We start from the raw sequence: 22,145 nt of genomic DNA, 5'->3' as shown, positions 1-22,145 counted from the left end.
GCTCTCCTGCCCCCGCGGCGTACGGCGCAGGATGGCCCCGTGACCCTTGCCGACCAGCTCGTCCTGACCCACGGCCCCTCGTGGCGCAACCGCTTCGCCCTCGCCCCGCTGACCAACCTGCAGAGCAACCCCGACGGCACCCTCACCGACGACGAGCGCCGCTGGCTCGTCGCCCGCGCCGAGGGCGGCTTCGGCCTGACCCTCACCTGCGCGGCGTACGTCGCCCGCGCGGGCAACGCCTGGCCGGGCCAGCTCGGCGTGGCCGACGACACCCACCTCCCCGGGCTGCGCCGACTGGCCGACGAGATCCGCGCGGCCGGCAGCGTCTCGTCGGTGCAGCTGCACCACGGCGGGATCCGCGCCAGCAGCGAGGTCTCCGGCGAGCAGCTCGTCGCGCCCTGGGACGACGAGGCCAAGGGCGCCCGCGCCCTCACGACGGCGGAGGTGCGCCGGGCCGTCGACGACTTCGTCGCCGCCGCGGTGCGCGCCGAACGGGCCGGCTTCGACGGCGTCCAGGTGCACGGCGCCCACGGCTACCTCGTCGCGCAGTTCCTCGACGCTCGCAAGAACCACCGCACCGACGAGTACGGCGGCGACCTCGCCGGCCGCTCGCGCTTCCTGTGGGAGGTCCTGCGGGGCGTGCGCGAGAGCACCGGGGCCGAGTTCCAGGTGGGCCTGCGGCTCTCGCCGGAGCGCTTCGGCATCGACCTCGGCGAGGCCGTCTCACTGACCGGCGACGTGCTCGCCTCCGGCCTGGTCGACCACCTCGACCTGTCGCTGTGGGACGTGCGCAAGGCCGTGCACGGCAGCACCGACGACGACCTGCTGCTCGCCCACTTCACGCCGCTGCCCCGCCACGGCGTGGCCGTCGGCGTCGCCGGCAAGATCCTGTCGGCCTCCGACGCGGCGTGGTGCCTGGAGCACGGCGCCGACTTCGTCACCGTCGGGACCGGCGCGATCCTCCACCACGACTTCGCCACCAAGGCGATCGCCGACGCGGGGTTCGTGAGCCTGGCCCAGCCGGTCACCCGCGAGCACCTCGCCGCCGAGCACGTCGGCCCGGCGTTCGTCGACTACCTCGCCACGAACTGGGACGACTTCGTCGTGGGGTGAGGTGGTGCCGCGACCCCCCGGGGGGTGCACCAGCCCGCTGTAACTCACCGTTACATCCACTTCCCCACCCGTAGACCGGTGGGGAAGTGCACGTAACAGTGAGTTACAGCCCGGCCGACCCACGCCGACTCATATTTGAACAAGTTCAAATAGGGCGTAGGCTCCCACCATGAAGGTCGTCATCCCGGGAGGGACCGGTCACGTCGGGGCCGTGCTGCGCCGCGCGCTCGTCGCGCAGGGCCACGAGGTGGTGGTCCTGAGCCGCAGCCCCCGGACCCTCGAGGACGGCGTACGTCACGTGGTCTGGGACGGGCAGACGCTCGGCGCCTGGTCCGACGAGGTCGACGGCGCCGACGCGGTGGTCAACCTGGCCGGGCGCAGCGTGAGCTGCCGCTACACCGACGAGCACCTGCGCGAGATGATGGACTCGCGGGTCCGGTCGACCCGCGTCGTCGGCGAGGCCGTCATGAAGGCCGAGTGCCCGCCGCGGGTGTGGCTGCAGATGAGCACCGCGACGATCTACGCCGACGCCACCCACCGCACGACCGCGCACGACGAGGCCACCGGCGAGATCGGCGGCGACGAGCCCGACGTGCCGCTCTACTGGGAGTACAGCGTGCGGATCGCCCGGCACTGGGAGGCGGCGCAGGCCGAGGCCGACCTGCCGCACACCCGCCGGGTCGCCGTGCGTACGGCGATGGTGATGAGCCCCGACCGAGGCAGCGTCCTGGACTACCTCCTGTGGCTGGCGCGGCTCGGGCTCGGCGGGGCGGTCGCCGGTGGCCGCCAGCACGTGTCGTGGATCCACGGCGACGACTTCGCCCGCGCCGTGCTGTTCCTGCTGGAGCGCGACGACCTCGAGGGCCCGGTCAACCTCGCCGCCCCGGACCCCGTCCCCCAGCGTGAGCTGATGCGCACGCTGCGCCGCGCCTGGGGGCGCCGACCCGGGCTGCCGGCCACGCGGTGGATGGCCGGACTGGGCGCGTGGGCGCTGCGCTCCGACCCCGAGCTGCTGCTCAAGAGCCGCCGCGTCGTGCCGGGGCGGCTGCTCGAGGCGGGGTTCGTCTTCGAGCACCCGACCTGGGACGGCGCTGCCGCCGACCTGGTCGCCCGGGTGCGCGCCGACCGCTGACCCGCCCCGACGTAGCCTCGTCACCATGACCGTGACCACCTCCGCCACCCTGCCGGTCACCCTCAGCCACCACTTCGCCGACGACCTGCCCGAGCTGGCGCTCGACTGGCAGGCCGAGGAGGCCCCCGACCCCCGGCTGCTCGTCCTCAACCAGCCGCTGGCGCTCGAGCTGGGCCTCGACCCCGAGTGGCTGCGCACCGACGACGGCGTGCGGTTCCTGGTCGGCAACCTGCTGCCCGAGGGCGCACGGCCGGTCGCGCAGGCCTACGCCGGCCACCAGTTCGGCGGCTACTCCCCCCGGCTCGGCGACGGGCGGGCGCTGCTGCTCGGCGAGCTCACCGATCCCGCGGGGCGCCTGCACGACCTCCACCTCAAGGGCTCGGGCCGCACCCCCTTCGCCCGCGGTGGCGACGGCCGCGCCGTCGTCGGGCCGATGCTGCGCGAGTACGTCGTCAGCGAGGCCATGCACGCGCTCGGCATCCCCACGACCCGGGCGCTGGCCGTCGTCGCGACCGGACGCACCGTGCAGCGCGAGACCGCGATGCCCGGCGCCGTGCTGGCCCGGGTCGCGGCCAGCCACCTGCGGGTCGGGTCGTTCCAGTACGCCCGCGCCCTGGCCCAGGAGGGCCCCGCCGACCTCCTGCCCCGCCTGGTCGAGCACGCCACCACCCGCCACCACCCGCAGGCGGCCGACGCCGACCACCCGGCCCTCGCCCTGTTCGAGGCCGTCGTCGCCGCCCAGGCCGACCTGGTGGCGCAGTGGATGCTCGTCGGGTTCGTGCACGGCGTGATGAACACCGACAACGTGACGATCTCGGGCCAGACCATCGACTACGGCCCGTGCGCGTTCCTCGAGGCCTTCGACCCCGCCACCACCTTCAGCTCGATCGACGAGGGCGGCCGCTACGCCTACGGCAACCAGCCGCAGATCGCCGAGTGGGACCTCGCCCGGCTCGCCGAGGCCCTGCTCCCGCTGCTCCACGACGACGAGGCCGCGGCCATCACGATGGCCACGACCGCGCTGCGCGGCTTCGCACCGCGGTACGCCGCCGCGTGGGACGCCGGCTGGCGCGCCAAGCTCGGCCTCGTCGGGGACGACCCCGCGCACGCGGCGGTCGTCGACGACTTCCTGACGATCCTGCAGACCGAGACCCCCGACCTCACGTCCTTCCTCGTCCGGCTCGCCGACGGCACGGCGCGCGACCACGTGCTCGACGTCGCCGCCTTCGACGCCTGGCACACCCGGTGGCAGGCCCTGGGCCCCGACCTCGGGCTGATGGCGCGCACCAACCCGGTGCGCATCCCGCGCAACCACCTCGTCGAGGAGGCGCTGGCCGCGGCGACCGACGGCGACCTCGGCCGGCTGGCCCCGCTGCTCGCGGCGGTCACCGCGCCGTACGGCCAGGCGCAGGGTCTAGACCGCTTCGCGCTGCCCGCGCCCGCAAGTGCCGGATCGTACGTCACCTATTGCGGTACCTAGGTACTCTGGAGGAGTTGGTCTCATCGGTGGGGCCAGCAGGAGGCGGCAGATGCCCAGCACCATGACCAGCGCCTGCGCGCTCGTCGACACCGTCGAGCGACTCTCGAGCGCTCGCACCCTCGCCCAGGTCACCCAGGTGGTGACCGAGGCCGTCCGCACCACGCTGGGCTGCGACGGCGCGACCTTCGTGCTGCGCGAGGACGGCAACTGCCACTACGCCGACGAGGACGCCGTCAGCCCCCTGTGGAAGGGCAGCCGCTTCCCGCCGGGCTCCTGCGTCAGCGGCTGGGCGATGGGGCACCGCCAGACCGTGGTGATCCCCGACATCTACGTCGACGACCGGGTCCCGCACGACGCCTACCGCCCGACCTTCGTCAAGAGCCTGGCGATGGCGCCGATCCGCGACACCGACCCGATCGGCGCCCTCGGCGCCTACTGGGGCAGCGGTCACGCGGCGGACGCCGAGGAGGTCCGGCTGCTGCAGGTGATCGCCAACAGCGCCGCGGTCGCCATCGAGAACCTCGAGCTGCGCGGCGCCATCGAGCGCCGCAGCGCCGAGCGCGACTCGCTGAGCGAGCGCGCCGACGAGCTCGAGGCGGCGATCCACACCCTCGCCCACGACCTGCGCAGCCCGCTCGGCGCGATGCTGGGCTACGCCGAGCTCCTCGAGGACGCCGTCGACGACGGCCGCGAGGAGTCCGAGAAGGCCCGCGTCTTCGCCCGCACGATCGGCACGTCCGGGCGCCGGATGGCCGAGCAGATCGACACCATGCTCGCCCTCTACCGGATCACGCAGCGCGTCATCGAGCCGTCGTACGTCGACCTGAGCGCCGTGGCCCGACGCGTGGCCAACGACCTGGTCGCCCACCGCACGGGCCCGGCCGCGACCCGCGACGTCGACATCGACGTCCAGGACGACCTCATCGCCGTCGTCGACCCGGTCCTCGCGGGGCTCATGCTCGAGAACCTGCTCGGCAACGCGGTCAAGTACACCGGCAACAAGGCACAGGCCCGGATCTGGCTCGGCAGCGTCGACCTGCCCCACATCGGCCCGAGCGGCCCGTTCACCACGTTCGTGGTCCGCGACAACGGCGACGGGTTCTCCCCCGAGGACGCCGACCGGCTCTTCCGGCCGATGTCGCGCCTGCACTCCGCCGACGAGTTCCCCGGCACCGGGCTGGGCCTGGCCTCGGTCGCCCGCATCGTGGAGATGCACGGCGGCCAGGTGCGCGCCGAGGGCGAGAAGTCCGTCGGCGCGTCGTTCTACTTCTCCCTGCCCACCGCGGTCTGAGACCGGCCGAGCCGGTCGAGCCGCACGAGCACCTCGTAGTGCCCGGTGTGGGGGAACATGTCGAGGACGCGCGCCTCGCGCGGGGTCCACGTGGTCAGCTCGGCCAGGTCGCGCGCGAGCGACCCGCTGTGGCAGCTCGAGTAGAGCAGGGTGGTCGCCGGTGACGCCTCGAGCGTCGCGCACAGCTGGGGTCCCAGGCCGCGCCGCGGCGGGTTGACCACGACCAGCTCGGCGTCGCCCAGGGCTGCGGTCGCGTCGCCGACCTCGAAGGTCGCGTCCAGCCCGAGCTCTGCGGCCGTGGTCCGGGCGCTCGCGACCGCCTGGTCGCTGACCTCGACACCGTGGACGCGGCGACCCGGGCCCGCGAGGTGCAGGGCGAAGCCACCGACCCCGCAGTAGAGGTCGAGCACGGTCGCCGGAGCGGCCTGGTCGGCCCAGGCCCGCGCCTGCCGGTACAGCGCAGCCGCCACCGCGGTGTTGGTCTGGAAGAAGCTGCGCGGCCCCAGGTGCAGGCCGATGCCGTCGACGTCGACCGTGAGGGTCTCGCGCTCGGTGAGCACGACCTCGTCGGGTCCCTCGAGCACCGCCTTGTGCTCGGGCTGCACGTTGGCGCTGACGACCACGACCTCCGGGTGCTCGGCCAGGAGCGCCGGCAGGTGCTTGCGCAGCCGCGGCAGCGGCTCGGTCGACCGCAGCACCCAGCGCACGAGGAACTCGCCGCCCGGCGACTCGGTCACCAGGACGTGCTTGAGCTCGCCGCGACGCGCGGGGACGTCGTACGGCGTGAGCGCGGCGTGGGTGACCAGGCGCGCCAGCGCCGGCAGCAGGGCGTGCATCGCGGGCGAGTAGAGCCCGCACGCACGCAGGTCGACCCCGCGGCCGTCGGTGTCGAGGATGCCGAGCGTCGGCGCCTCGACCGACCCCCCGACCACCATCTTGGCCTTGTTGCGGAACCCCGCTTCGGCGCTGGCCACCGGCGGCAGCCAGACGAGCGCGTCGCTGTCGGGCAGGCCGGCCAGCGCGGCGCGGGCGTGGGCGTCCTTGGCGGCCAGCTGGTCGTCGTACGGCGTCAGCAGCTGGGTGCAGGAGCCGCAGAGTCCTGCGTCGAAGTAGCCACACTGCACCTGGCCCAGCGTAGGCCGGACGACCGAGGGCCGGGAAAACTAGAACGTGTTCTTGACGCGCGTCAATTGATGCGTAGGCTCGTGGCTCGTGACCCAGACCACACGAACTCCGACCGTCGCCGTCATCGGTGCCGGCATCAGCGGGCTCACCTCCGCCAAGATGCTCGCCGACTACGGCGTGCCGTTCACGGTCTTCGAGACCTCCGACCGGGTCGGCGGCAACTGGGCGTTCGGCAACCCCAACGGCCACAGCAGCGCCTACCGCTCGCTGCACATCGACACCTCCAAGCACCGGTTGTCCTTCAAGGACTTCCCGATGCCCGAGGACTACCCAGACTTCCCGCACCACACCCAGATCAAGGCCTACCTCGACTCCTACTGCGACGCGTTCGGGCTGCGCGAGCACATCGAGTTCGAGAACGGCGTCCAGCACGCGGCCAAGGACCCCGCGGGCGGGTGGGACATCACCGACCAGCGCGGAGCCACACGCCACTTCGACCTGCTCGTCGTCGCCAACGGCCACCACTGGGACCCCCGCACGGCGCAGTTCCCCGGCGAGTTCACCGGCACGTCGTTCCACTCCCACCACTACATCGACCCGCAGACCCCGCACGACCTCAGCGGCAAGCGGATCCTGGTCGTCGGCCTCGGCAACAGCGCCGCCGACATCGCCGTCGAGCTGTCGAGCAAGTCGCTGCAGAACGAGGTGACCCTCTCCACGCGCAGCAGCGCCTGGATCGTGCCCAAGTACGTCTACGGCCTGCCGGCCGACAAGTACTTCGTCACCTCGCCCCACGTCCCACTGCACTGGCAGCGCTGGGTGATCCAGAAGATGCAGTTCATGACCGGCTCCAACCCCGAGCTCTACGGCCTGCCCAAGGCCAACCACAAGTTCTTCGAGGCCCACCCCACGCAGTCGGTCGAGCTGCCGCTGCGCCTCGGCTCCGGCGACATCACCCCCAAGGGCAACGTCGCCCGCCTCGACGGGCGCACCGTCCACTTCGAGGACGGCACGTCCGGCGAGTTCGACGTCATCGTCTACGCCACCGGCTACAACATCACGTTCCCGTTCTTCGACCCTGGCTTCATCAGCGCTCCGGGCAACCACATCCGTCTGTTCAAGCGCATGTTCAAGCCCGACGTCGACGACCTGGTCTTCATGGGCTTCGCCCAGGCCACGCCCACGCTGTTCCCGTTCGTCGAGGCCCAGGCCCGGCTACTCGCGGCCTACGCCGTGGGTCGCTACACGCTGCCCGACCCGGCCGAGATGGAGCGCGTGATCGACGCCGACCAGCAGCTCTACACCGGCCACGTGCTCGACCGTCCCCGGCACACCCAGCAGCTCGACTACTTCGTTTACGAGCACGACCTGCGGGTCAAGGAGCTCCCCGCCGGGGTCGCGCGCACCGGCCGCCGGGCGGTCCACGCGTGAGCGCACACACCAAGGGCGACGCCCGGCGTACGGCGCTGCTCGAGGCCCTCGACCTGCAGCTGCAGGAGTCGAGCCTGGAGTCGATCACCATCGCCGACATCTCGCGTCGCGCCGGGGTGACCCGCTCGGCGTTCTACTTCTACTTCGAGAACAAGGCGCAGGCGACCGCCGCGCTGATGGAGGAGATGTACGACGAGTCGATCGCCGCGGCCGCCTTCCTCGACGGCGACGGCGAGCCGGCCGAGCGCGTCGAGGCGATGGTGCGCGGCCTGTTCGGCGCCTGGGAGCGCCACCAGCACCTGTTCCGCGCGATGCTCGACGCGCGCGCCACCAGCACCAGCGTGCGCGAGCTGTGGGACGCCGACCGTCAGTCGTTCGTGCCCCACCTGGCCACGGTCATCGAGGCCGCCGGCGGCCACGACAACCCGGCCGCGCTGGCCTCGGTGCTGCTCGAGCTCAACGACCGCATGCTCGAGCGCCTCGCGCTCGGCGGCGACCTCACCCGCGACGAGCTGGTCGACACCGTCGTGTCGATCTGGCTCCGCTCGATCTACGGAGTCCACGCATGAGCCCCACGACCACGACCTTCCTCTCCGGCGGCGACACGATCGACGCCTGGCACTTCGCCGGCGCACCCGACCGGCCGGTCGTCGTGATGGCCCACGGCCTCGCCGGCACCAAGGACTCCGGCCTGGCCGCGTTCGCCGCACCGCTGGCGGCGGCCGGCTACCACGTGCTCGCCTTCGACTACCGCGGCTTCGGCGCCTCGGGCGGCACCCCCCGCCAGACCGTCTCGGTCGCATCCCAGCAGGACGACTACCGCGCCGCCGTCGACGCCGCCCGCAAGCTGCCCGGCGTCGACCCCACGCGGGTCGTGCTCTGGGGCGTGTCGCTCGCCGGCGGGCACGTGCTCGCGGTGGCGGCCGGCCGTGACGACATCGCCGCCGTCGTGGCCCTCACCCCGCTCGTCGACGGCGTGGCCGCCGGCCGCCTCGCGCTGCAGCACCACCCGCTCCGGTCGATCGCCCGCACCACCGCGCTCGGCGTCCGCAGCAAGGTCGGGAGCACTCGGATGATCCCTGTCGTGGCCCGCCCCGGCGAGCTCGGGGCACTGACCCTCGACGGCTGCCTCGAGGACTACCTCGCCATCGCCGGGCCCACGTGGGTCAACGAGATCGACGCGACCGTCGGGCTCGAGCTCGGCAAGCACCGCCCGGCCAAGGTCGCCTGCGACGTCGTCGCACCGGCGCTGGTGCAGGTCGCCGACTTCGACCGCAGCGCTCCCCCGCAGTCGTCGATGAAGGCCGCCTTCGCCGCCCGGGCGCTGGTCCGCCACTACCCCGGCGACCACTTCGACGTCTACGCCGGCAAGCCCTGCCACGACGCCGTCGTGCGGCACCAGGTGGAGTTCCTGGACCGCACCTTCCCGCCGGGCAGCTAGCGGCTGCACGGACGGCTACTGGGCGTGTCTCACCTCCATCTCCGCCAGGGTGCCTCCGTGGTCGCTCAGTCGCAGACCGTCGACGTCGCGGTTCCAACCCTCGACGGTGTGCGTCAGCGTCCGGTCCGCGCCGGGCGACGCACAGACGTGGTCGATCGGGGGGTGGTCGAGCTCCCCGTCGCCGAACGAGCCCGTCCCCGTGAGACACACCAGACCTGCGCTTCGCAGGCCTGAGCGGAGGATCTCGCGACAGGCCTTCGAGCCGTAGTAGTGCTGGCCCCGCAGGTCCTGGTTGAGGTCACCGGCGACCACCAGCAGGGCGTCGGGGAACCCCTCTCGCAGCGCGCGTCACTCGGCAGCCTGGACCGGGGTCACACGCGCGAACTCCGACCAACCGCGTGCCGGACGGTCCGGGTCCGGTCCTGCATCGCCGAGCCACGGCAGCACCGTCCCGTAGACCACGACGTCCGACGACCCACCGTCGAGGCGAACAGCGACGCAGCGATGGGGGTCCCCGACGTCGAGCGTCTCCAGCACGGGCCAGGACGACCAGATCGTCGTCCACCGCCCGCCGGCCCGGGTGTACCGCTGCGACGAGTGCACGGGCCGGTGGGTCGAGGAGAGATCGAGCTCGTCGTGGGTCTCGGTCAGGACCCACACGTCAGCGCGACGCGACTCGAGCAACGCCCTGCGGTGCGCGTTGCGCTCGACCCCACGTGCGTACTGGACGTTCCAGGTGCCGACCCGAATCCTCACGACACGAAGGTAGAGCGGCGGATCGACCGCCGCGCAGGCTCGCACCCGGCGTGGGTGAGGTGGGCCGGTCCCCACCCTGGCACGCTCGACCCCATGAGCACCGCGCCCGGCCTGCCCGACACCGACGCCGTCGTCGTCGGCTCCGGCCCCAACGGCCTGGCCGCGGCCGTCCGCCTCGCGCAGGCCGGGCACCGCGTGACGGTGCTCGAGGCCGCGGCCACGATCGGCGGCGGCACCCGCACCGAGGAGCTCACGCTGCCCGGGCTGCTCCACGACGTCTGCTCCGCGGTCCACCCGTTCGCCCTCGCGTCGCCGTACCTCGCCTCGCTGCCGCTGGCCGACCACGGGCTCGTGTGGCGGTGGCCCGAGATCGACCTCGCCCACCCCCTCGACGACGGCACGGCGGGGGTGCTGGTGCGCGACCTCGACGAGACGTGCCGGGGGCTCGGGCGTGACGGCGCGGCCTGGAAGGGGGTGTTCGGACCGTTGATGCGCCACTTCGACGCGCTGGCCGACGACATCCTCGGGCCGGTCGTGCGCGTGCCCGACCACCCGGTCTCGATGGCGCGCTTCGGGCTGCGCGCCGCCCTGCCCGCGACGGTGCTGGCGCGCCGGTTCCGCACCCCGCAGGCCCAGGCGCTGTTCGCCGGCTCGGCCGCCCACGCGTTTCGCCCGCTCTCGCGGCCGGTCACGGCCTCGGTCGGGGTCATGCTCACCGCGGCGGGCCACCGGCACGGCTGGCCGGTGCCCGAGGGCGGCTCGGCTGCGATCTCGCGGGCGCTCGCGTCGCTGCTGACCGAGCTCGGCGGCGAGATCGTGACCGGGCACGCGGTGCGCACGTCAGCCGACCTGCCGAAGGCCCGGATCACGATGCTCGACACGGGTCCCCAGGCCGCCGCCGAGATCCTCGGCGACCGGCTGCCGGTACGCCGGCAGAGGACCTACCGCCGCTGGCGCTACGGGCCCGGGGCCTTCAAGGTCGACCTGGCGGTGCGCGGTGGCGTGCCCTGGACCGCCGAGCCGGCGCGTCGCGCCGGCACCGTCCACGTCGGAGGCACCCTCGAGCAGATCGCGTCGGCCGAGGCGGCGGTGTGCCGCGGCGAGATGCCCGAGGCGCCGTTCATCCTCGTCGCGCAGCAGCACCTGGCCGACCCGACCCGCTCGGTCGGCGACGTCCACCCGGTGTGGGCCTACGCCCACGTGCCGGCGCGCTGGGAGGGTGACGGCGAGAAGGTCATCCTCGACCAGCTCGAGCGCTTCGCTCCCGGCCTGCGCGAGCTCGTCGTCGCCACCGCCGTCCGCACCCCGGCCGACCACGAGGCCGACAACGCCAACTACGTCGGCGGCGACATCGCCGGTGGCGCCAACGACCTGCTCCAGCTCGTCGGGCGACCGCGCCTGTCCCCCGACCCCTACGCCACCGGCGCACCCGGGGTCTGGCTCTGCTCCTCGGCCACCCCGCCCGGCGCCGGCGTCCACGGCATGTGCGGCTTCCGTGCCGCCGAGCGCGCCCTCGCCACCACGCAGCCGCCGAGATAGTCCCTGACGAAGATCAACGATCCAGGGCCGATCTCCTTGATTTTCGTCAGGGACTATCCCGCCGCGGACGCAGGACCGGACACCTGTCCAGGGTCACCCCCGACGTGGTCCAATGGTGGGGTGACCTACGACACCATCATCGAGGGCGGCCGCTGGTTCGACGGCACCGGCGCCCCGTCCGCCGTGCGACACCTCGGCATCCGCGACGGAGTCGTCGTCACGGTCTCGGCGACCCCGCTCGAGCCCGGTCCCGACACCCGGGTCGTCGACGCCCGCGGCCGCTGGGTGATGCCGGGCATGGTCGACATCCACACTCACTACGACGTGGAGGTGCTCGAGGGCCCCGCCCTCGACGAGTCGGTCCGCCACGGCGTGACGACGGTGCTGCTCGGCTCGTGCTCGCTGTCGACGGTCCACGTCGGCGGCGTCGACGCCGGCGACCTCTTCGGCCGCGTCGAGGCGATCCCGCGCGAGCACGTCATCGCCGCGGTCGACAAGCACCAGGACTGGAAGACCCCTACGCAGTACGTCGCCGCGCTCGAGCGCCTCCCGCTCGGCCCCCACCTGGCAGCGTTCATCGGCCACTCCGACATGCGTACGGCGACCATGGGCCTCGACCGAGCCACCCGCCCCGAAGTGCGCCCGACGGCCGCCGAGCAGGCCCGGATGGAGACCATGCTCACCGACGCGCTCGATGCCGGGTTCGTCGGGATGTCGGCCCAGCAGCTGCTCTTCGACAAGCTCGACGGCGAGACCTGCCGCTCGCGCACCCTGCCCTCGACCTACGCCAAGGCCAAGGAGATGCGCCGGCTCAACGGCATCCTGCGGCGCCGCGGCCGCGCGCTCCAGGCCGGACCCGACGCCAGCCACCCGCACACCATCCTCACCCAGGCGTTCGCCTCGATCGGCGTGCCCGGGACCCGCCGCAAGCCGCTCAAGACCAGCCTGCTGTCGGCCGCCGACATCAAGGCGATCCCCTTCGTCATCCACCTGATGAACGGCCTGGGCGGCGCGGTCAACAAGCTGGGCGCCGACTTCCGCTGGCAGCACCTGCCGGTGCCGTTCGAGGTCTACGCCGACGGCATCGACCTGGTCATCTTCGAGGAGTTCGGCTCGGGAGCGGCCGCGCTGCACCTCAACGAGAAGGTCGCTCGCGACGACCTGCTGCGCGACCCCGACTACCGCACCCGGTTCCGCAAGGACTACGAGACCAAGTACGGCCCCCGGGTCTGGCACCGCGACCTGTTCGACGCCGAGATCGTCGAGTGCCCCGACGCCTCGGTGATCGGCAAGTCCTTCGGCCAGGTCGGCGTCGAGCGCGGCACGCGCGGCAACCCGGTGCACCCCGTCGACGCGTTCCTCGACCTCGTCCTCGAGCACGGCACCGACATCCGCTGGCGCACGACCATCAGCAACCACCGCCCGAAGGTGCTGAAGAAGATGGCGCAGAGCCCGCACGTGCAGATGGGCTTCTCCGACGCCGGCGCCCACCTGCGCAACATGGCCTTCTACAACTTCGGCCTGCGCCTGCTGCGCCACGTGCGCGACGCCGACCTGGCGGGCCGGCCGTTCTTGTCGGTCGAGCAGGCCGTGCACCGCCTGACCGGCGAGCTCGCCGACTGGTACGGCATCGACGCCGGTCACCTGCGCGAGGGCGACCGCGCCGACCTCGTGGTCGTCGACCCCGCCCACCTCGACGCCTCACTCGAGCAGTACGCCGAGTCGCCCGTCGCGCAGTACGACGGGCTGCCGCGCATGGTCAACCGCAACGACGCCGCCGTGCCGCTGGTGATGATCAGCGGTCGCGTCGTCGTCGAGGACGGCGTCCCGACCGACGTGCTCGGTCGAGAGCGCACCGGCTCGTTCCTGCGCGTGGGCCAGCGGGTCGCCCCCGCCACGGCGACCACCGAGGTGCCCCAGCCGGTCTGAGGCTCCCCCCGGCGGACGAGTCCCGGTCGACGGCGGCGCTGCTACAACGGACCATGCCCCACGACGTCTTCACCCCCCACCCCCTCGTCCGCCTGCTCGGCAAGCCGTCGGCCGCGTTCACCTGCGCCGACCTGGTCGAGGCGGTCGCGCAGCTCGAGCTGCAGCAGGTCAACCTGCGCTACCTCGGCGGCGACGGCCGCCTCAAGACGCTCGCGTTCCCGGTCGACTCGCGTGAGCACCTCGTCGAGGTGCTCGCGCGCGGTGAGCGGGTCGACGGCTCGAGCATCTTCGAGGGCACCGGGGCCGCGACCAGCGACGTCTACGTCGTCCCGCGCCACCGCACCGCGTTCGTCAACCCGTTCGGCGAGCGACCCTCGCTCGACGTGTTGTGCTCCTTCTACGACGAGGACGGCGCGCCCCTGGCCTACGCCGGCGAGCAGGTCGTACGCCGGGCCGCCGAGTCGCTGACCCGCGAGACCGGGATGGTGCTCGAGGCCTTCGGCGAGCTCGAGTACTACCTGGTGGGCGACGTCGACGCGCTGTTCCCGGTGGAGCAGGAGCGCGGCTACCAGGAGTCCACGCCGTTCTCGAAGGGCCAGCGGGTGCGTGAGCAGGTGCTGGGTCACCTGACCGCGATGGGCGTCAGGCTCAAGTACGCGCACGGCGAGGTCGGCAACATCAAGGAGCCCGACCGTCAGCTGGTGCAGCACGAGATCGAGCTCTGGCCGGTCCCCGTGGAGGAGGCCGCGGACGCCCTCGTGCTGGCCAAGTGGGTGGTGCGCGAGGTCGCCCACGCCCACGGTCTCGAGGCCACCTTCGCCCCCTCCGTCAGCAGCGACGGGGCCGGCAGCGGCCTGCACGTCCACAGCCGCCTGGTGCGCGACGGCGCCAGTGCCATCGTCGACCCCGACGCCGAGGCGATCAACGACACCGCCCGCCGCCTGGTGGCGGGCTACCTCGCGACGTCGCGGGCGCTGACCGCCTTCGGCAACACCGTGGCCACGTCCTACCTCCGCTTCGCCGAGGGAGACGAGTCACCCGAGGGCATCTGCTGGGGCGAGACCGACCGCACCGGCCTGGTGCGGGTGCCGCTGGCCTGGCTCGGCGGCGTGGTGGAGGGCATGGCCACCCACGCCAACCCCGGCACGGACAACCCGGTCCCGGCACCGGCGATCCATCCGCAGACCGTCGAGCTGCGGCTGGCCGACGGCTCGGCCGACGTCCACCTGCTGCTGGCCGGGATGGCCGTCGCCGCCCGCCACGGGCTCACCGACCCCGACAGCCTCGAGCTCGCTGAGCGGCTGCGCACCGACGACCACGACGACTTCGAGCAGCTGCCCCGCTCGTGCGCCGAGTCCGCCGACGCCCTGGAGGCGCAGCGCACCCTGTTCGAGGCCGACGGCGTCTTCCCCGCCGAGGTCGTCGACGCGGTGCTGGCCCGGCTGCGCTCCGACGAGGACGCGGCACTGGTCAAGAAGATGGTCAGGAGCGACGACGCCCGTGCCGAGCTCGTGCGTCGCCACTGGCACGTGGGCTAGGGGCTAGGACGGCGTCACCGTCGGCGGTCCCTGCTGGGTCAGCGACCCGACGAACTGGCACACCGGCCGGTTCTGCCGGGTGTCGCGGGTCGCGTACATCGCGAACGTGTAGACTACGCCGGCCTCGGAGACGACCCACTGCGCCTGCAGGGTCCCGTGGGTGCCGCCGTTCGCGGTCGTCGACTGTGGCGCGGCGGGGCTGTTGGTGACGTCGAGGGGGGCGCTGGTGCTGTTGACGGTCGAGGACTCGTTGTAGAGCGTCCTGGTCGTCGTCCCATGTACCTCGTCGGCCCCGAAGAGGACGACGTCGACCTGGGACGAGCCGATCCGGTTGGTGCCGCACTCCAGGGAGATCTCCATGCCGCCGAGTGCGGGGAGGTCGTGCGAGTCGGCGCTGGTCGCGGCGTACGACACGTTGACCGGGGTCGACGCCAGGGCCCCGGGCGGACCGGCCGGACCGGTCGCACCGGTCGCGCCGGTCGCGCCCATCGCCCCGCGAGGGCCCCGGGCCGCCCAGGCGACCTTCTTCTCGGTGGCCTTGCAGACCGGCTTGGCCAGCCGCAGCTGGCCGGTCCTCTTGCTGGCGCACGCCTGGATCGTCGAGAGCGCGACCTTGGGCTCGTCGGCGACCGCGACGACGGTCATGGTGCCCGCGGCGACGATGCCTGCGGTCGCGAGGGTGAGCCATCTCCACACTGGTGCCTGGGTCATGCTCCGAACCTGGCGTGCCCGACGCCTGCGGCACATGGCCCGTTCGGGCCTAGCGCGAGGTCGACGAAGGCGCCTCGGTCCGCGGGCAGACGGTGCAGGCCAGGCGGACGGGTGAGTCGGCGAGCAGCGGGGCACGACCGTCGCGAGCGGCGCTGTGCGCGCCGGCGTCGAGCACGGGGACGAGCTTCTCGCCGCAGCGAGGACAGGTGTCGGGGTCGGTCGGGTTCATCGATCGCAGTCCTGGGGTGGGGGTGGACATGACGTCGAAGGGAGCACCCTTAGTAGACCGCTGCCCCGGGCCAGTTCCATCACCCCGGAAGGCGACGCGCGCTCGCGCGCCGGTCAGGGCCCGGTCACCGCGGGGCCGAGGAAGTCGAGCACGTGGGCGGCGACCACCTCGGGCTGCTCGACGGTCATGAAGTGCCCGGCGTCCTCGACCAGCACCGCCCGGTGCGCGCCGGTGAGCCGCGCGGCGGCCAGGTCGAGGAACCGGCGGTCGAGGCAGCCGTCCTGCGCGCCGTGGAGGTAGAGGGTGGGCACCAGCGGCGGGCCGTGCCGCAGCGACCGCAGCCCGCGCGGGCGGGCGGCGGCGCGGTAGTAGGACACGACCGCCCGGGCCCGGACGCGGTCGGACACCGACTCGAGCAGGTAGGCCAGGTCGGAGCGGGCGTCGTGGCCCGGCGACCAGTCGTGCCACAGCCGGCTGGCCAGCCGCGCGAAGACCCGCTCCGAGAGCCCGGGCACCTGGTTGGCCAGGATGTACCAGCTGTTGCGCGGTTGTCGTGCGACGCCGCCGAGCCACGGCCCCCACAGCCCGCGCCCGGGGCTCATCGTCGGCAGCGGCGGCACCGCCATCGCGACGACCCTGGCGAACGGCGAGGAGGGGGCGGCGCCCAGGCCGTTGACCGTGATCGCGCCCCAGTCGTGCCCGACGAGCACCGCGCGCTCGTCACCGCCGAGCGCGGCGTGCAGCGCGACCGTGTCGGCCATCAGCGCGCCGACCGTGTAGTCGCCGTCGCTGGGGATGCCCGAGGGCCCGTAGCCGCGCAGGAACGGCGCCACCACCCGCCAGCCCTCCGCGGCCAGCAACGGACCGAGGGACCGGTAGGTGTGGGCGGTGTCGGGGAAGCCGTGCAGCGCCAGGAGCAGCGGCCCGTCGGCGGGACCCCACGTCAGGGCGTGGACGTCGTGGGTCGGCAGCGTCGCGACGAGCGTCACCGGACCGGCGCCTCGGGGTTGACCTCGATCAGGTTGACGTGGACGCCGCGGGGCGCGCCGACGACGAACGCGATCGCGTCGGCGAGGGCCTGGGGCTTCATGAAGTGCGGGTGGCGGGCCAGGCCGAAGCGCTCCCACTCGGTGATGACGTGGGCCGCCGCGTCGGCGTCCCAGTCGGTGCCCATCTCGCTCCAGGTCGGACCCGGGCGCACGATCGAGGCACGCACCCCGGTGCCCTCGAGCTCCATCTGCATGGCGTGGGCCATCCCCTCCAGGCCCCACTTGCCGGCGGCGTACGCCGACATGAAGGGTCGGGCGCGGACCGCGACGTCGGAGGAGACGAAGACGACGTCACCGCGGCGGCGCTCGACCATGGCGGGCACGAACGCGCGCACCAGCCGGTGCGCGCCGGTGATGGCCAGGTCGACCTCGCGGGCGAAGCGGTCGGAGCCGACCTCGTGGATGGTGCCGGGGGCCACGGCACCGGCGTTGGAGACGACGGTCTCGATGTCGCCGAGCGCCGCGGTCACCTCGGCGGCGAACGCCGTGACCGAGTCGGCGTCGGTGACGTCGAGGGAGGAGACGACGACCTCGCCGCCGCTCTCGCGGATGGAGTCGGCGAGGTCGGCGAGCCGGTCGACGCGGCGGGCGCCGAGCGCCACGGGGTAGCCGGTGGCGGCCAGGGTGAGGGCGGTCGCGGCCCCGATCCCCGACGACGCCCCGGCGACGACGGTCGGGCGGCGGTCGGGTCGGTCGTAGGTCGCCATCAGGTGTTGCCGCGCAGGATCGTGACCACGACCTCGTCGAGCCGCTCGCCCAGGTCGGCGTAGGTGATGACGCCCATCCCGGCCTGCAGCAGGGCGCCGGAGAAGGCGAGCACCAGGGCGTCGACCAGGGCAGGGGTGCTCTGCTCGCCGAGTGCTGCCTCGAAGCGCCGGACGAACACCGCACCGATGCGCACCCGCAGCTGGGCGACGTCGGGGTCGGAGCTCAGCAGCGCCGGCGTCGCCGCGGCGGCGAGCTCGGGCGCGGCCGCGAGCAGCTCGGCCATCCGCCGGGTCACGCTCTGCACGCGTGCGGTCGGGGTGGGGCCCGAGGGCTCGTGGGCGTCGTCGTCGACGAGGTAGCCCAGGAAGAGCTCGGCGAACAGATGGTTCTTGGAGGCCAGGTAGGTGTAGGCCGTCGCCGGGGACACCCCCGCGCGTGCGGCCACCGTGCGGACCGTGAGAGCCTCGTGCCCGACGGCCCGCAGCTCCTCGTCGCCCGCCGTGAGCAGCTTGGTCAGGGTCTCGGCCTGTCGGCTCCGCAGACCCGACCGCGACGACTTGAACACCTGACTGGACATGTGTCCAGCCTAGGTGGTCGTCCCGGCCGGGGGCAAGCGCCGGTCCGGGACCTACGACGCCTCGCCACCGCGAGCGCGGCCCAGGGCCCGGACCGCCAGCACGACCACGAGCGGGACCACGCTGACCGCGGCGGCGGCGACGTCCCAGACGTACTGGTCGCCGGCGGTGCTGGACACCGCGAGCGCCGGGTCGTTCGCGATGCCGGGGGCCATCATCACGACGAACCCGACACCGGCACAGGCGGTGAAGATCGACAGGCCGAGGCTGGCGCCGGCCCGGGTCTCGGGCGACGCGAACGAGAAGCAACCGGCGAGGACGAGGTCGATGACGCCCACGACGACCGCGGCGGCCACCAGGAACAGCACCATCAGTCCGTACAGCGGGTCCAGGTCGGGTGCGCCGTCGGAGAGGACGAAGAAGCTGTGGACCTGCAGCCAGCACGTCGCGGCGACGGCGGGCAGGGGCAGCCAGAGCAGGAGACGAGAAGCAGCGGGACCGGCGGACGAGCCCTGGCGGGCGGGGCCGGGGCCCAGGGTGGCGGGGTCGACGTAGGGGCTGGGGTACGGGCTCGTGGTCATGCGGCGACCCTGCCCGCGCCCACCGTGCCGGGGGAGGGTGCAGATACTCAGACGTCCTAGTGTTCAGGCATGGCACCCGAGGACGAGACGTCGGTCGAGATCACCGAGAACCCGGCGGAGCACCGCTTCGAGATCCGCTACGGCGACCGGCTCGCCGGGTTCACCGTCTACGAGGTGGAGGACGCCGGCTACGCCTTCATGCACACCGAGATCGAGCCCGACCTCGAGGGCCACGGGCTCGCCTCGCGCCTGGTGCGGGTGGCGATGGACGCGATGACCGAGCGCGGGGTCGCGGTGCTGCCGTTCTGCCCCTACGTGGCCTCGTGGCTGACCAAGCACCCCGACCACCTCGACCTGGTGCCGGCCGACCGGCGCGCCGGGTTCGGACTGCCGACCGGCTAAGCCGACCGGCCCGGCCGACCGCGTCGTCAGGCGTAGGAGCGCCCGCGCTCCTCGCGCGTCCACAGCACGCCGTTGCCGGCGGTCGGCCCCTGCGCGGCGAGCTCGCGCTTGATCACCTTGTTGGTGGCGGTCGAGGGCAGCGACGGGGCGATTCGGACGTAGCGCGGCCAGGCCTTGGGCGACAGGTCGGCCTGGTCGGCGAGGAACGCCTCGAGCTCGACCGGGGTGAGCTCGGCGTGGTCGGCGAGCACCAGCGCCGCCATCACCTGGTCGCCGACGTGGGCGTCGGGGACGGCGTACACCGCGACCTGGGAGACGACGGGCAGGCGCATCAGGACCCGCTCGATCGGGGCGGCGGCGAGGTTCTCACCGTCGACGCGCATCCAGTCGGCGGTGCGGCCGGCCAGGTAGATCCAGCCGTCGGCGTCCTTGTAGGCGAGGTCGCCGGACCAGTACATGCCGTGGCGCATGCGCTCGTCGTTGGCCTGGTCGTCGTTGTAGTAGCCCTGGAAGTAGCCCGCACCCTGGGTGTTGACCAGCTCGCCGATCGCGACGTCGGCATTGACGAGAGCACCGCTCTCGTCGAACTCGGCCGGAGGGCACTCGGTGACCGTCTCGCTGTCGTAGATCGCGACGCCGTCGAGGCCGACGCCGATCGAGCCCGGCGGCGTGCCCTCGGCGCGCGTGACGATGACGGCGAGCTCGGTGGAGCCGAAGCCGTCCATCACCTGGCACCCGAAGCGGCGTGAGAACTCCGCGATGTCGCGGTCGCTGGCCTCGTTGCCGAAGGCCTGGCGCAGGGTGTTGTCGGCGTCGTCGGGCTGCTCGGGGGTCGCCAGCACGTAGGCCAGCGGCTTGCCGACGTAGTTCATGTACGTCGCGCCGTAGCGTCGCACGTCGGCCAGGAAGCCGGACGCCGAGAACCGGGCCGGCACCATCGCGGCGCCAGCACCGACCGCGACGGCCCAGCCGGCCACGACGGCGTTGGAGTGGAACAGCGGCATCGAGAGGTAGCAGACGTCGTCGGCGGTGACCGAGAAGCGCTCGACGAGGTTGAGCCCGGAGAAGAGCACCATCAGGTGGGCCACCTGGACCGCCTTGGGCTCGCCGCTGGTGCCCGAGGTGAAGATCATCATGAAGGTGTCCATCGCCTCGACCTCGCGGTGCGCGACGAGGTCCTCGACGGTCGTGGCGGACGCGGCGAGCAGGTCGGCCCACTCCGGCGAGCCGGTGTCGAGCACCCGGACCCCGGTGAGGTCGAGGCCGTCGACGAGCTCGCGGTGCTCGGCGTTGACGACCAGCACCTGGCAGTCGGAGCGGCGTACGTCGGCCAGCAGCGCCTCGCCACGACGGGTCGTGTTGAGGCCGCACAGCACGTAGCCGCCGAGCGCGGCGGCCGCCATCGCCCGCAGCATCGCGGGGGTGTTGCCCAGCAGCACGCCGACGTGGAGCGGGCGCACGGGGTCGGCCAGGCCGATCACGGCCGCCGCCTCCGTGGCCGCCTCGTCGAGGTGCTCGCGCCAGGTCTGCACGACGTCGTCGTGCATCAGACCGACGCGGTCTGCGTGCGGGCCGCCCGCCAGCTCGCGCAGCAGCTGCTGGACGTCGTCGGCCACGTCAGGCCCCCAGCCCGAGCCGCGCGGCGAGGCGGTCGAGGTAGGCGACGACCTCGTCGGCGGGCTTGTCGGGCACCCCCCAGATCAGGTCGGTGGCGCCCGCCGCGGCCCAGGAGGCGACGTCCTCGGGCGAGGGCTTGGCCGCGATGAGGACGTGGATCTCGGGGTCACCCGTGCGCCCGGCGTCCTTCCAGGCGGCGCGGAGCGCGTCGGCCTTGTCGCCGATGCCCTGCTCGACCGGGGTGGTCATCCAGCCGTCGGCTGTGCGGGCGATCCACTCGAAGGTCTTGGGGCCGCCGCCGGCGCCGATCACGACGGGGATGTGGGGCTGCACCGGCTTGGGGTAGGCCCACGACTTGCCGAACGAGACGAACTCGCCGTCGTAGGACGCCTCCTCGTCGGTCCACAGCGAGCGCATCGCCTCGACGTACTCGCGCAGGACCGTGCGCCGCTTGGCCGGGGGGACGTGGTGGTCCTCGAGCTCGTCGGTGTTCCACCCGAACCCGGCGCCGAGGGTGACCCGACCGCCGGAGAGGTGGTCGAGGGTCGCGATCTGCTTCGCCAGGGTGATCGGGTCGGACTCGACCGGCAGCGCCACCGCGGTCGCGAGCCGGATCCGCGAGGTGACCGCGGCCGCGGTGGCCAGGGAGATCCACGGGTCGAGGGTGCGGGTGTAGCGGTCGTCGGGCAGCGACTCGCCCCCGGTCGGGTGGGCGGCGTCGCGCCGCACGGGGATGTGGGTGTGCTCCGGCACGTAGATCGCGTCGAACCCCCGCTCCTCGGCCGCGACGGCGAGCTGGGCGGGGGTGATGCCGCGATCGGACGAGAACAGGACGAGACCGTTGCGCATGACCGGAATTGGAACAGGTTCTAGTTCTGTTCGTCCAGTGTCGGGTCGATCGGCGGGTCGACGAGGGTCTGGATGGAGTCGCCGTAGAGCACCACCAGCTGGTCCAGCGACGCCTCGGTGATGCGCGCGTCCCCGAGCACGGCGACCGCGTCGAGCAGGCCCGAGATCTGCGCCGCGACCAGCCGGGCGCGCAGCTCGGCGTGCGGGCCCACCAGGCGCGGGGCCAGCGGCACGATGAACATCTGCTCCATCGCGGTGACGAGCCGCTCGCGCACCAGGTCACTGTCGGAGGCGCGCAGCATGGAGCGCCAGATGCTGAAGGTCAGCTCGGGCGCCTCGGTCAGCAACGACGTGACCAGGCGCCGACCCAGGCCCTCGAGCGGGCCGTGCGTGACGTGGTCGAAGCGGCCCTCGACCGGCATCGTCTCGAGGAACAGCCGCTCCTTGGAGCCGAAGTAGCGGATCACCAGGGCCGGGTCGGCGCCGGCCTCGGCGGCGATCTGGCGCACCGACGTGGCGGCGTACCCCTGGCGGTTGAAGAGCCGGCGCGCGGCCCGGCCGATCGCCTCGCGGGTCGCCGAGGCCGACGCGGCCCGCGCCGACACGACCTCGCTCACCTGGCGCTCCTCACGGCTCGGACGGTAGCCCA

22 protein-coding genes are annotated in these 22,145 nt (G+C 73.1%); 11 read left to right on the top strand and 11 right to left on the bottom strand.

The features are described 5' to 3' along the window. The first annotated feature begins 39 nt into the window (after nucleotides 1–39). The 4 genes from FZC61_RS07380 (at nucleotide 40) to FZC61_RS07365 (ending at nucleotide 5,016) form a co-directional block, all read left to right on the top strand. On the top strand, nucleotides 40–1,113 hold the full coding sequence (locus FZC61_RS07380) for an NADH:flavin oxidoreductase (protein ID WP_148613518.1): 1,074 nt from the start codon (nucleotides 40–42) through the stop codon (nucleotides 1,111–1,113). A 169-nt stretch (nucleotides 1,114–1,282) separates the two neighbouring features. After that, a complete protein-coding gene (locus FZC61_RS07375) occupies nucleotides 1,283–2,245 on the top strand; it encodes a TIGR01777 family oxidoreductase (protein ID WP_148613517.1) in 963 nt (320 codons plus the stop codon). Nucleotides 2,246–2,270: 25 nt separating this feature from the next. Beyond that, the gene (locus FZC61_RS07370) at nucleotides 2,271–3,725 is read left to right on the top strand and encodes a protein adenylyltransferase SelO (protein ID WP_148613516.1); all 1,455 of its coding nucleotides are present in this window, start codon (nucleotides 2,271–2,273) and stop codon (nucleotides 3,723–3,725) included. A 49-nt stretch (nucleotides 3,726–3,774) separates the two neighbouring features. Continuing rightward, nucleotides 3,775–5,016 carry a GAF domain-containing sensor histidine kinase gene (locus tag FZC61_RS07365; RefSeq protein ID WP_148613515.1) on the top strand — a complete coding sequence of 414 codons (1,242 nt, stop codon included), beginning with the start codon at nucleotides 3,775–3,777 and terminating at the stop codon, nucleotides 5,014–5,016. Here the strand turns inward: FZC61_RS07365 and FZC61_RS07360 are convergent. Beyond that, nucleotides 4,989–6,140 (bottom strand): methyltransferase domain-containing protein, encoded by a 1,152-nt coding sequence (locus FZC61_RS07360; protein ID WP_148613514.1) that lies wholly within the window; start codon nucleotides 6,138–6,140, stop codon nucleotides 4,989–4,991. The two genes, FZC61_RS07365 and FZC61_RS07360, sit on opposite strands and share 28 nt — an antisense overlap. 88 nt (nucleotides 6,141–6,228) lie before the next feature. Between FZC61_RS07360 and FZC61_RS07355 the strand changes: the two genes are divergently transcribed. From FZC61_RS07355 to FZC61_RS07345, 3 genes are read left to right on the top strand one after another with little or no spacing between them, the layout of a single operon-like run. Further along, the gene (locus tag FZC61_RS07355) at nucleotides 6,229–7,572 is read left to right on the top strand and encodes a flavin-containing monooxygenase (protein WP_148613513.1); all 1,344 of its coding nucleotides are present in this window, start codon (nucleotides 6,229–6,231) and stop codon (nucleotides 7,570–7,572) included. Continuing rightward, nucleotides 7,569–8,141, top strand: a complete 573-nt coding sequence (locus FZC61_RS07350; RefSeq protein WP_148613512.1) for a TetR/AcrR family transcriptional regulator — start codon at nucleotides 7,569–7,571, stop codon at nucleotides 8,139–8,141. Before FZC61_RS07355 ends, FZC61_RS07350 begins: the two co-directional genes overlap by 4 nt. Then, on the top strand, nucleotides 8,138–9,013 hold the full coding sequence (locus tag FZC61_RS07345) for an alpha/beta hydrolase (RefSeq protein ID WP_148613511.1): 876 nt from the start codon (nucleotides 8,138–8,140) through the stop codon (nucleotides 9,011–9,013). The genes FZC61_RS07350 and FZC61_RS07345 overlap by 4 nt, the downstream gene beginning before the upstream one ends. A gap of 348 nt (nucleotides 9,014–9,361) precedes the next feature. Here FZC61_RS07345 and FZC61_RS07340 read toward each other — a convergent pair whose 3' ends face one another. Then, nucleotides 9,362–9,769 carry an endonuclease/exonuclease/phosphatase family protein gene (locus tag FZC61_RS07340; protein ID WP_148613510.1) on the bottom strand — a complete coding sequence of 136 codons (408 nt, stop codon included), beginning with the start codon at nucleotides 9,767–9,769 and terminating at the stop codon, nucleotides 9,362–9,364. 93 nt (nucleotides 9,770–9,862) lie between these two features. On the opposite strand from FZC61_RS07340, the gene FZC61_RS07335 reads away from it, so the two are divergent. From FZC61_RS07335 to FZC61_RS07325, 3 genes are all read left to right on the top strand, one after another. Beyond that, nucleotides 9,863–11,308, top strand: coding sequence for a phytoene desaturase family protein (locus FZC61_RS07335; RefSeq protein WP_148613509.1), 1,446 nt, complete (start codon nucleotides 9,863–9,865; stop codon nucleotides 11,306–11,308). A gap of 120 nt (nucleotides 11,309–11,428) precedes the next feature. Continuing rightward, entirely contained in the window at nucleotides 11,429–13,237 is a 1,809-nt protein-coding gene (locus FZC61_RS07330; RefSeq protein ID WP_148613508.1) for an N-acyl-D-amino-acid deacylase family protein, read from the top strand. Nucleotides 13,238–13,290: 53 nt separating this feature from the next. Then, the gene (locus FZC61_RS07325; RefSeq protein WP_148613507.1) at nucleotides 13,291–14,775 is read left to right on the top strand and encodes a glutamine synthetase beta-grasp domain-containing protein; all 1,485 of its coding nucleotides are present in this window, start codon (nucleotides 13,291–13,293) and stop codon (nucleotides 14,773–14,775) included. Nucleotides 14,776–14,778: 3 nt separating this feature from the next. Here FZC61_RS07325 and FZC61_RS07320 read toward each other — a convergent pair whose 3' ends face one another. From FZC61_RS07320 to FZC61_RS07295, 6 genes are all read right to left on the bottom strand, one after another. Continuing rightward, entirely contained in the window at nucleotides 14,779–15,486 is a 708-nt protein-coding gene (locus FZC61_RS07320) for a hypothetical protein (protein ID WP_148613506.1), read from the bottom strand. Between the two features lie 49 nt (nucleotides 15,487–15,535). Beyond that, nucleotides 15,536–15,715: a hypothetical protein gene (locus FZC61_RS07315; RefSeq protein ID WP_148613505.1), complete on the bottom strand. Its 180-nt coding sequence runs from the start codon at nucleotides 15,713–15,715 to the stop codon at nucleotides 15,536–15,538. 113 nt (nucleotides 15,716–15,828) lie between these two features. Beyond that, nucleotides 15,829–16,704 (bottom strand): alpha/beta fold hydrolase, encoded by an 876-nt coding sequence (locus FZC61_RS07310; RefSeq protein WP_148613504.1) that lies wholly within the window; start codon nucleotides 16,702–16,704, stop codon nucleotides 15,829–15,831. Continuing rightward, the gene (locus FZC61_RS07305; protein WP_148613503.1) at nucleotides 16,701–17,471 is read right to left on the bottom strand and encodes an SDR family oxidoreductase; all 771 of its coding nucleotides are present in this window, start codon (nucleotides 17,469–17,471) and stop codon (nucleotides 16,701–16,703) included. The genes FZC61_RS07310 and FZC61_RS07305 overlap by 4 nt, the downstream gene beginning before the upstream one ends. After that, nucleotides 17,471–18,049: a TetR/AcrR family transcriptional regulator gene (locus FZC61_RS07300; RefSeq protein ID WP_148613502.1), complete on the bottom strand. Its 579-nt coding sequence runs from the start codon at nucleotides 18,047–18,049 to the stop codon at nucleotides 17,471–17,473. The genes FZC61_RS07305 and FZC61_RS07300 overlap by 1 nt, the downstream gene beginning before the upstream one ends. 51 nt (nucleotides 18,050–18,100) lie before the next feature. Beyond that, nucleotides 18,101–18,628, bottom strand: a complete 528-nt coding sequence (locus FZC61_RS07295; RefSeq protein WP_148613501.1) for a hypothetical protein — start codon at nucleotides 18,626–18,628, stop codon at nucleotides 18,101–18,103. Nucleotides 18,629–18,697: 69 nt separating this feature from the next. Between FZC61_RS07295 and FZC61_RS07290 the strand changes: the two genes are divergently transcribed. Continuing rightward, the gene (locus FZC61_RS07290; RefSeq protein WP_148613500.1) at nucleotides 18,698–19,030 is read left to right on the top strand and encodes a GNAT family N-acetyltransferase; all 333 of its coding nucleotides are present in this window, start codon (nucleotides 18,698–18,700) and stop codon (nucleotides 19,028–19,030) included. Nucleotides 19,031–19,056: 26 nt separating this feature from the next. Here the strand turns inward: FZC61_RS07290 and fadD1 are convergent, their stop codons facing one another. The 3 genes from fadD1 to FZC61_RS07275 are packed head-to-tail and all read right to left on the bottom strand — an operon-like array spanning nucleotide 19,057 to nucleotide 22,113. Further along, nucleotides 19,057–20,646: a fatty-acid--CoA ligase FadD1 gene (gene fadD1, locus FZC61_RS07285; protein ID WP_148613499.1), complete on the bottom strand. Its 1,590-nt coding sequence runs from the start codon at nucleotides 20,644–20,646 to the stop codon at nucleotides 19,057–19,059. 1 nt (nucleotide 20,647) lies between these two features. Beyond that, entirely contained in the window at nucleotides 20,648–21,496 is an 849-nt protein-coding gene (locus FZC61_RS07280) for an LLM class F420-dependent oxidoreductase (RefSeq protein WP_148613498.1), read from the bottom strand. A gap of 20 nt (nucleotides 21,497–21,516) precedes the next feature. Next, a complete protein-coding gene (locus FZC61_RS07275; protein WP_148613497.1) occupies nucleotides 21,517–22,113 on the bottom strand; it encodes a TetR/AcrR family transcriptional regulator in 597 nt (198 codons plus the stop codon). Nucleotides 22,114–22,145 lie beyond the last annotated feature (32 nt).

This window comes from Nocardioides rubriscoriae (assembly GCF_008087085.1).
Classification (GTDB): domain Bacteria; phylum Actinomycetota; class Actinomycetes; order Propionibacteriales; family Nocardioidaceae; genus Nocardioides; species Nocardioides rubriscoriae.
This window is presented reverse-complemented; position numbering and strand designations above follow the sequence as displayed.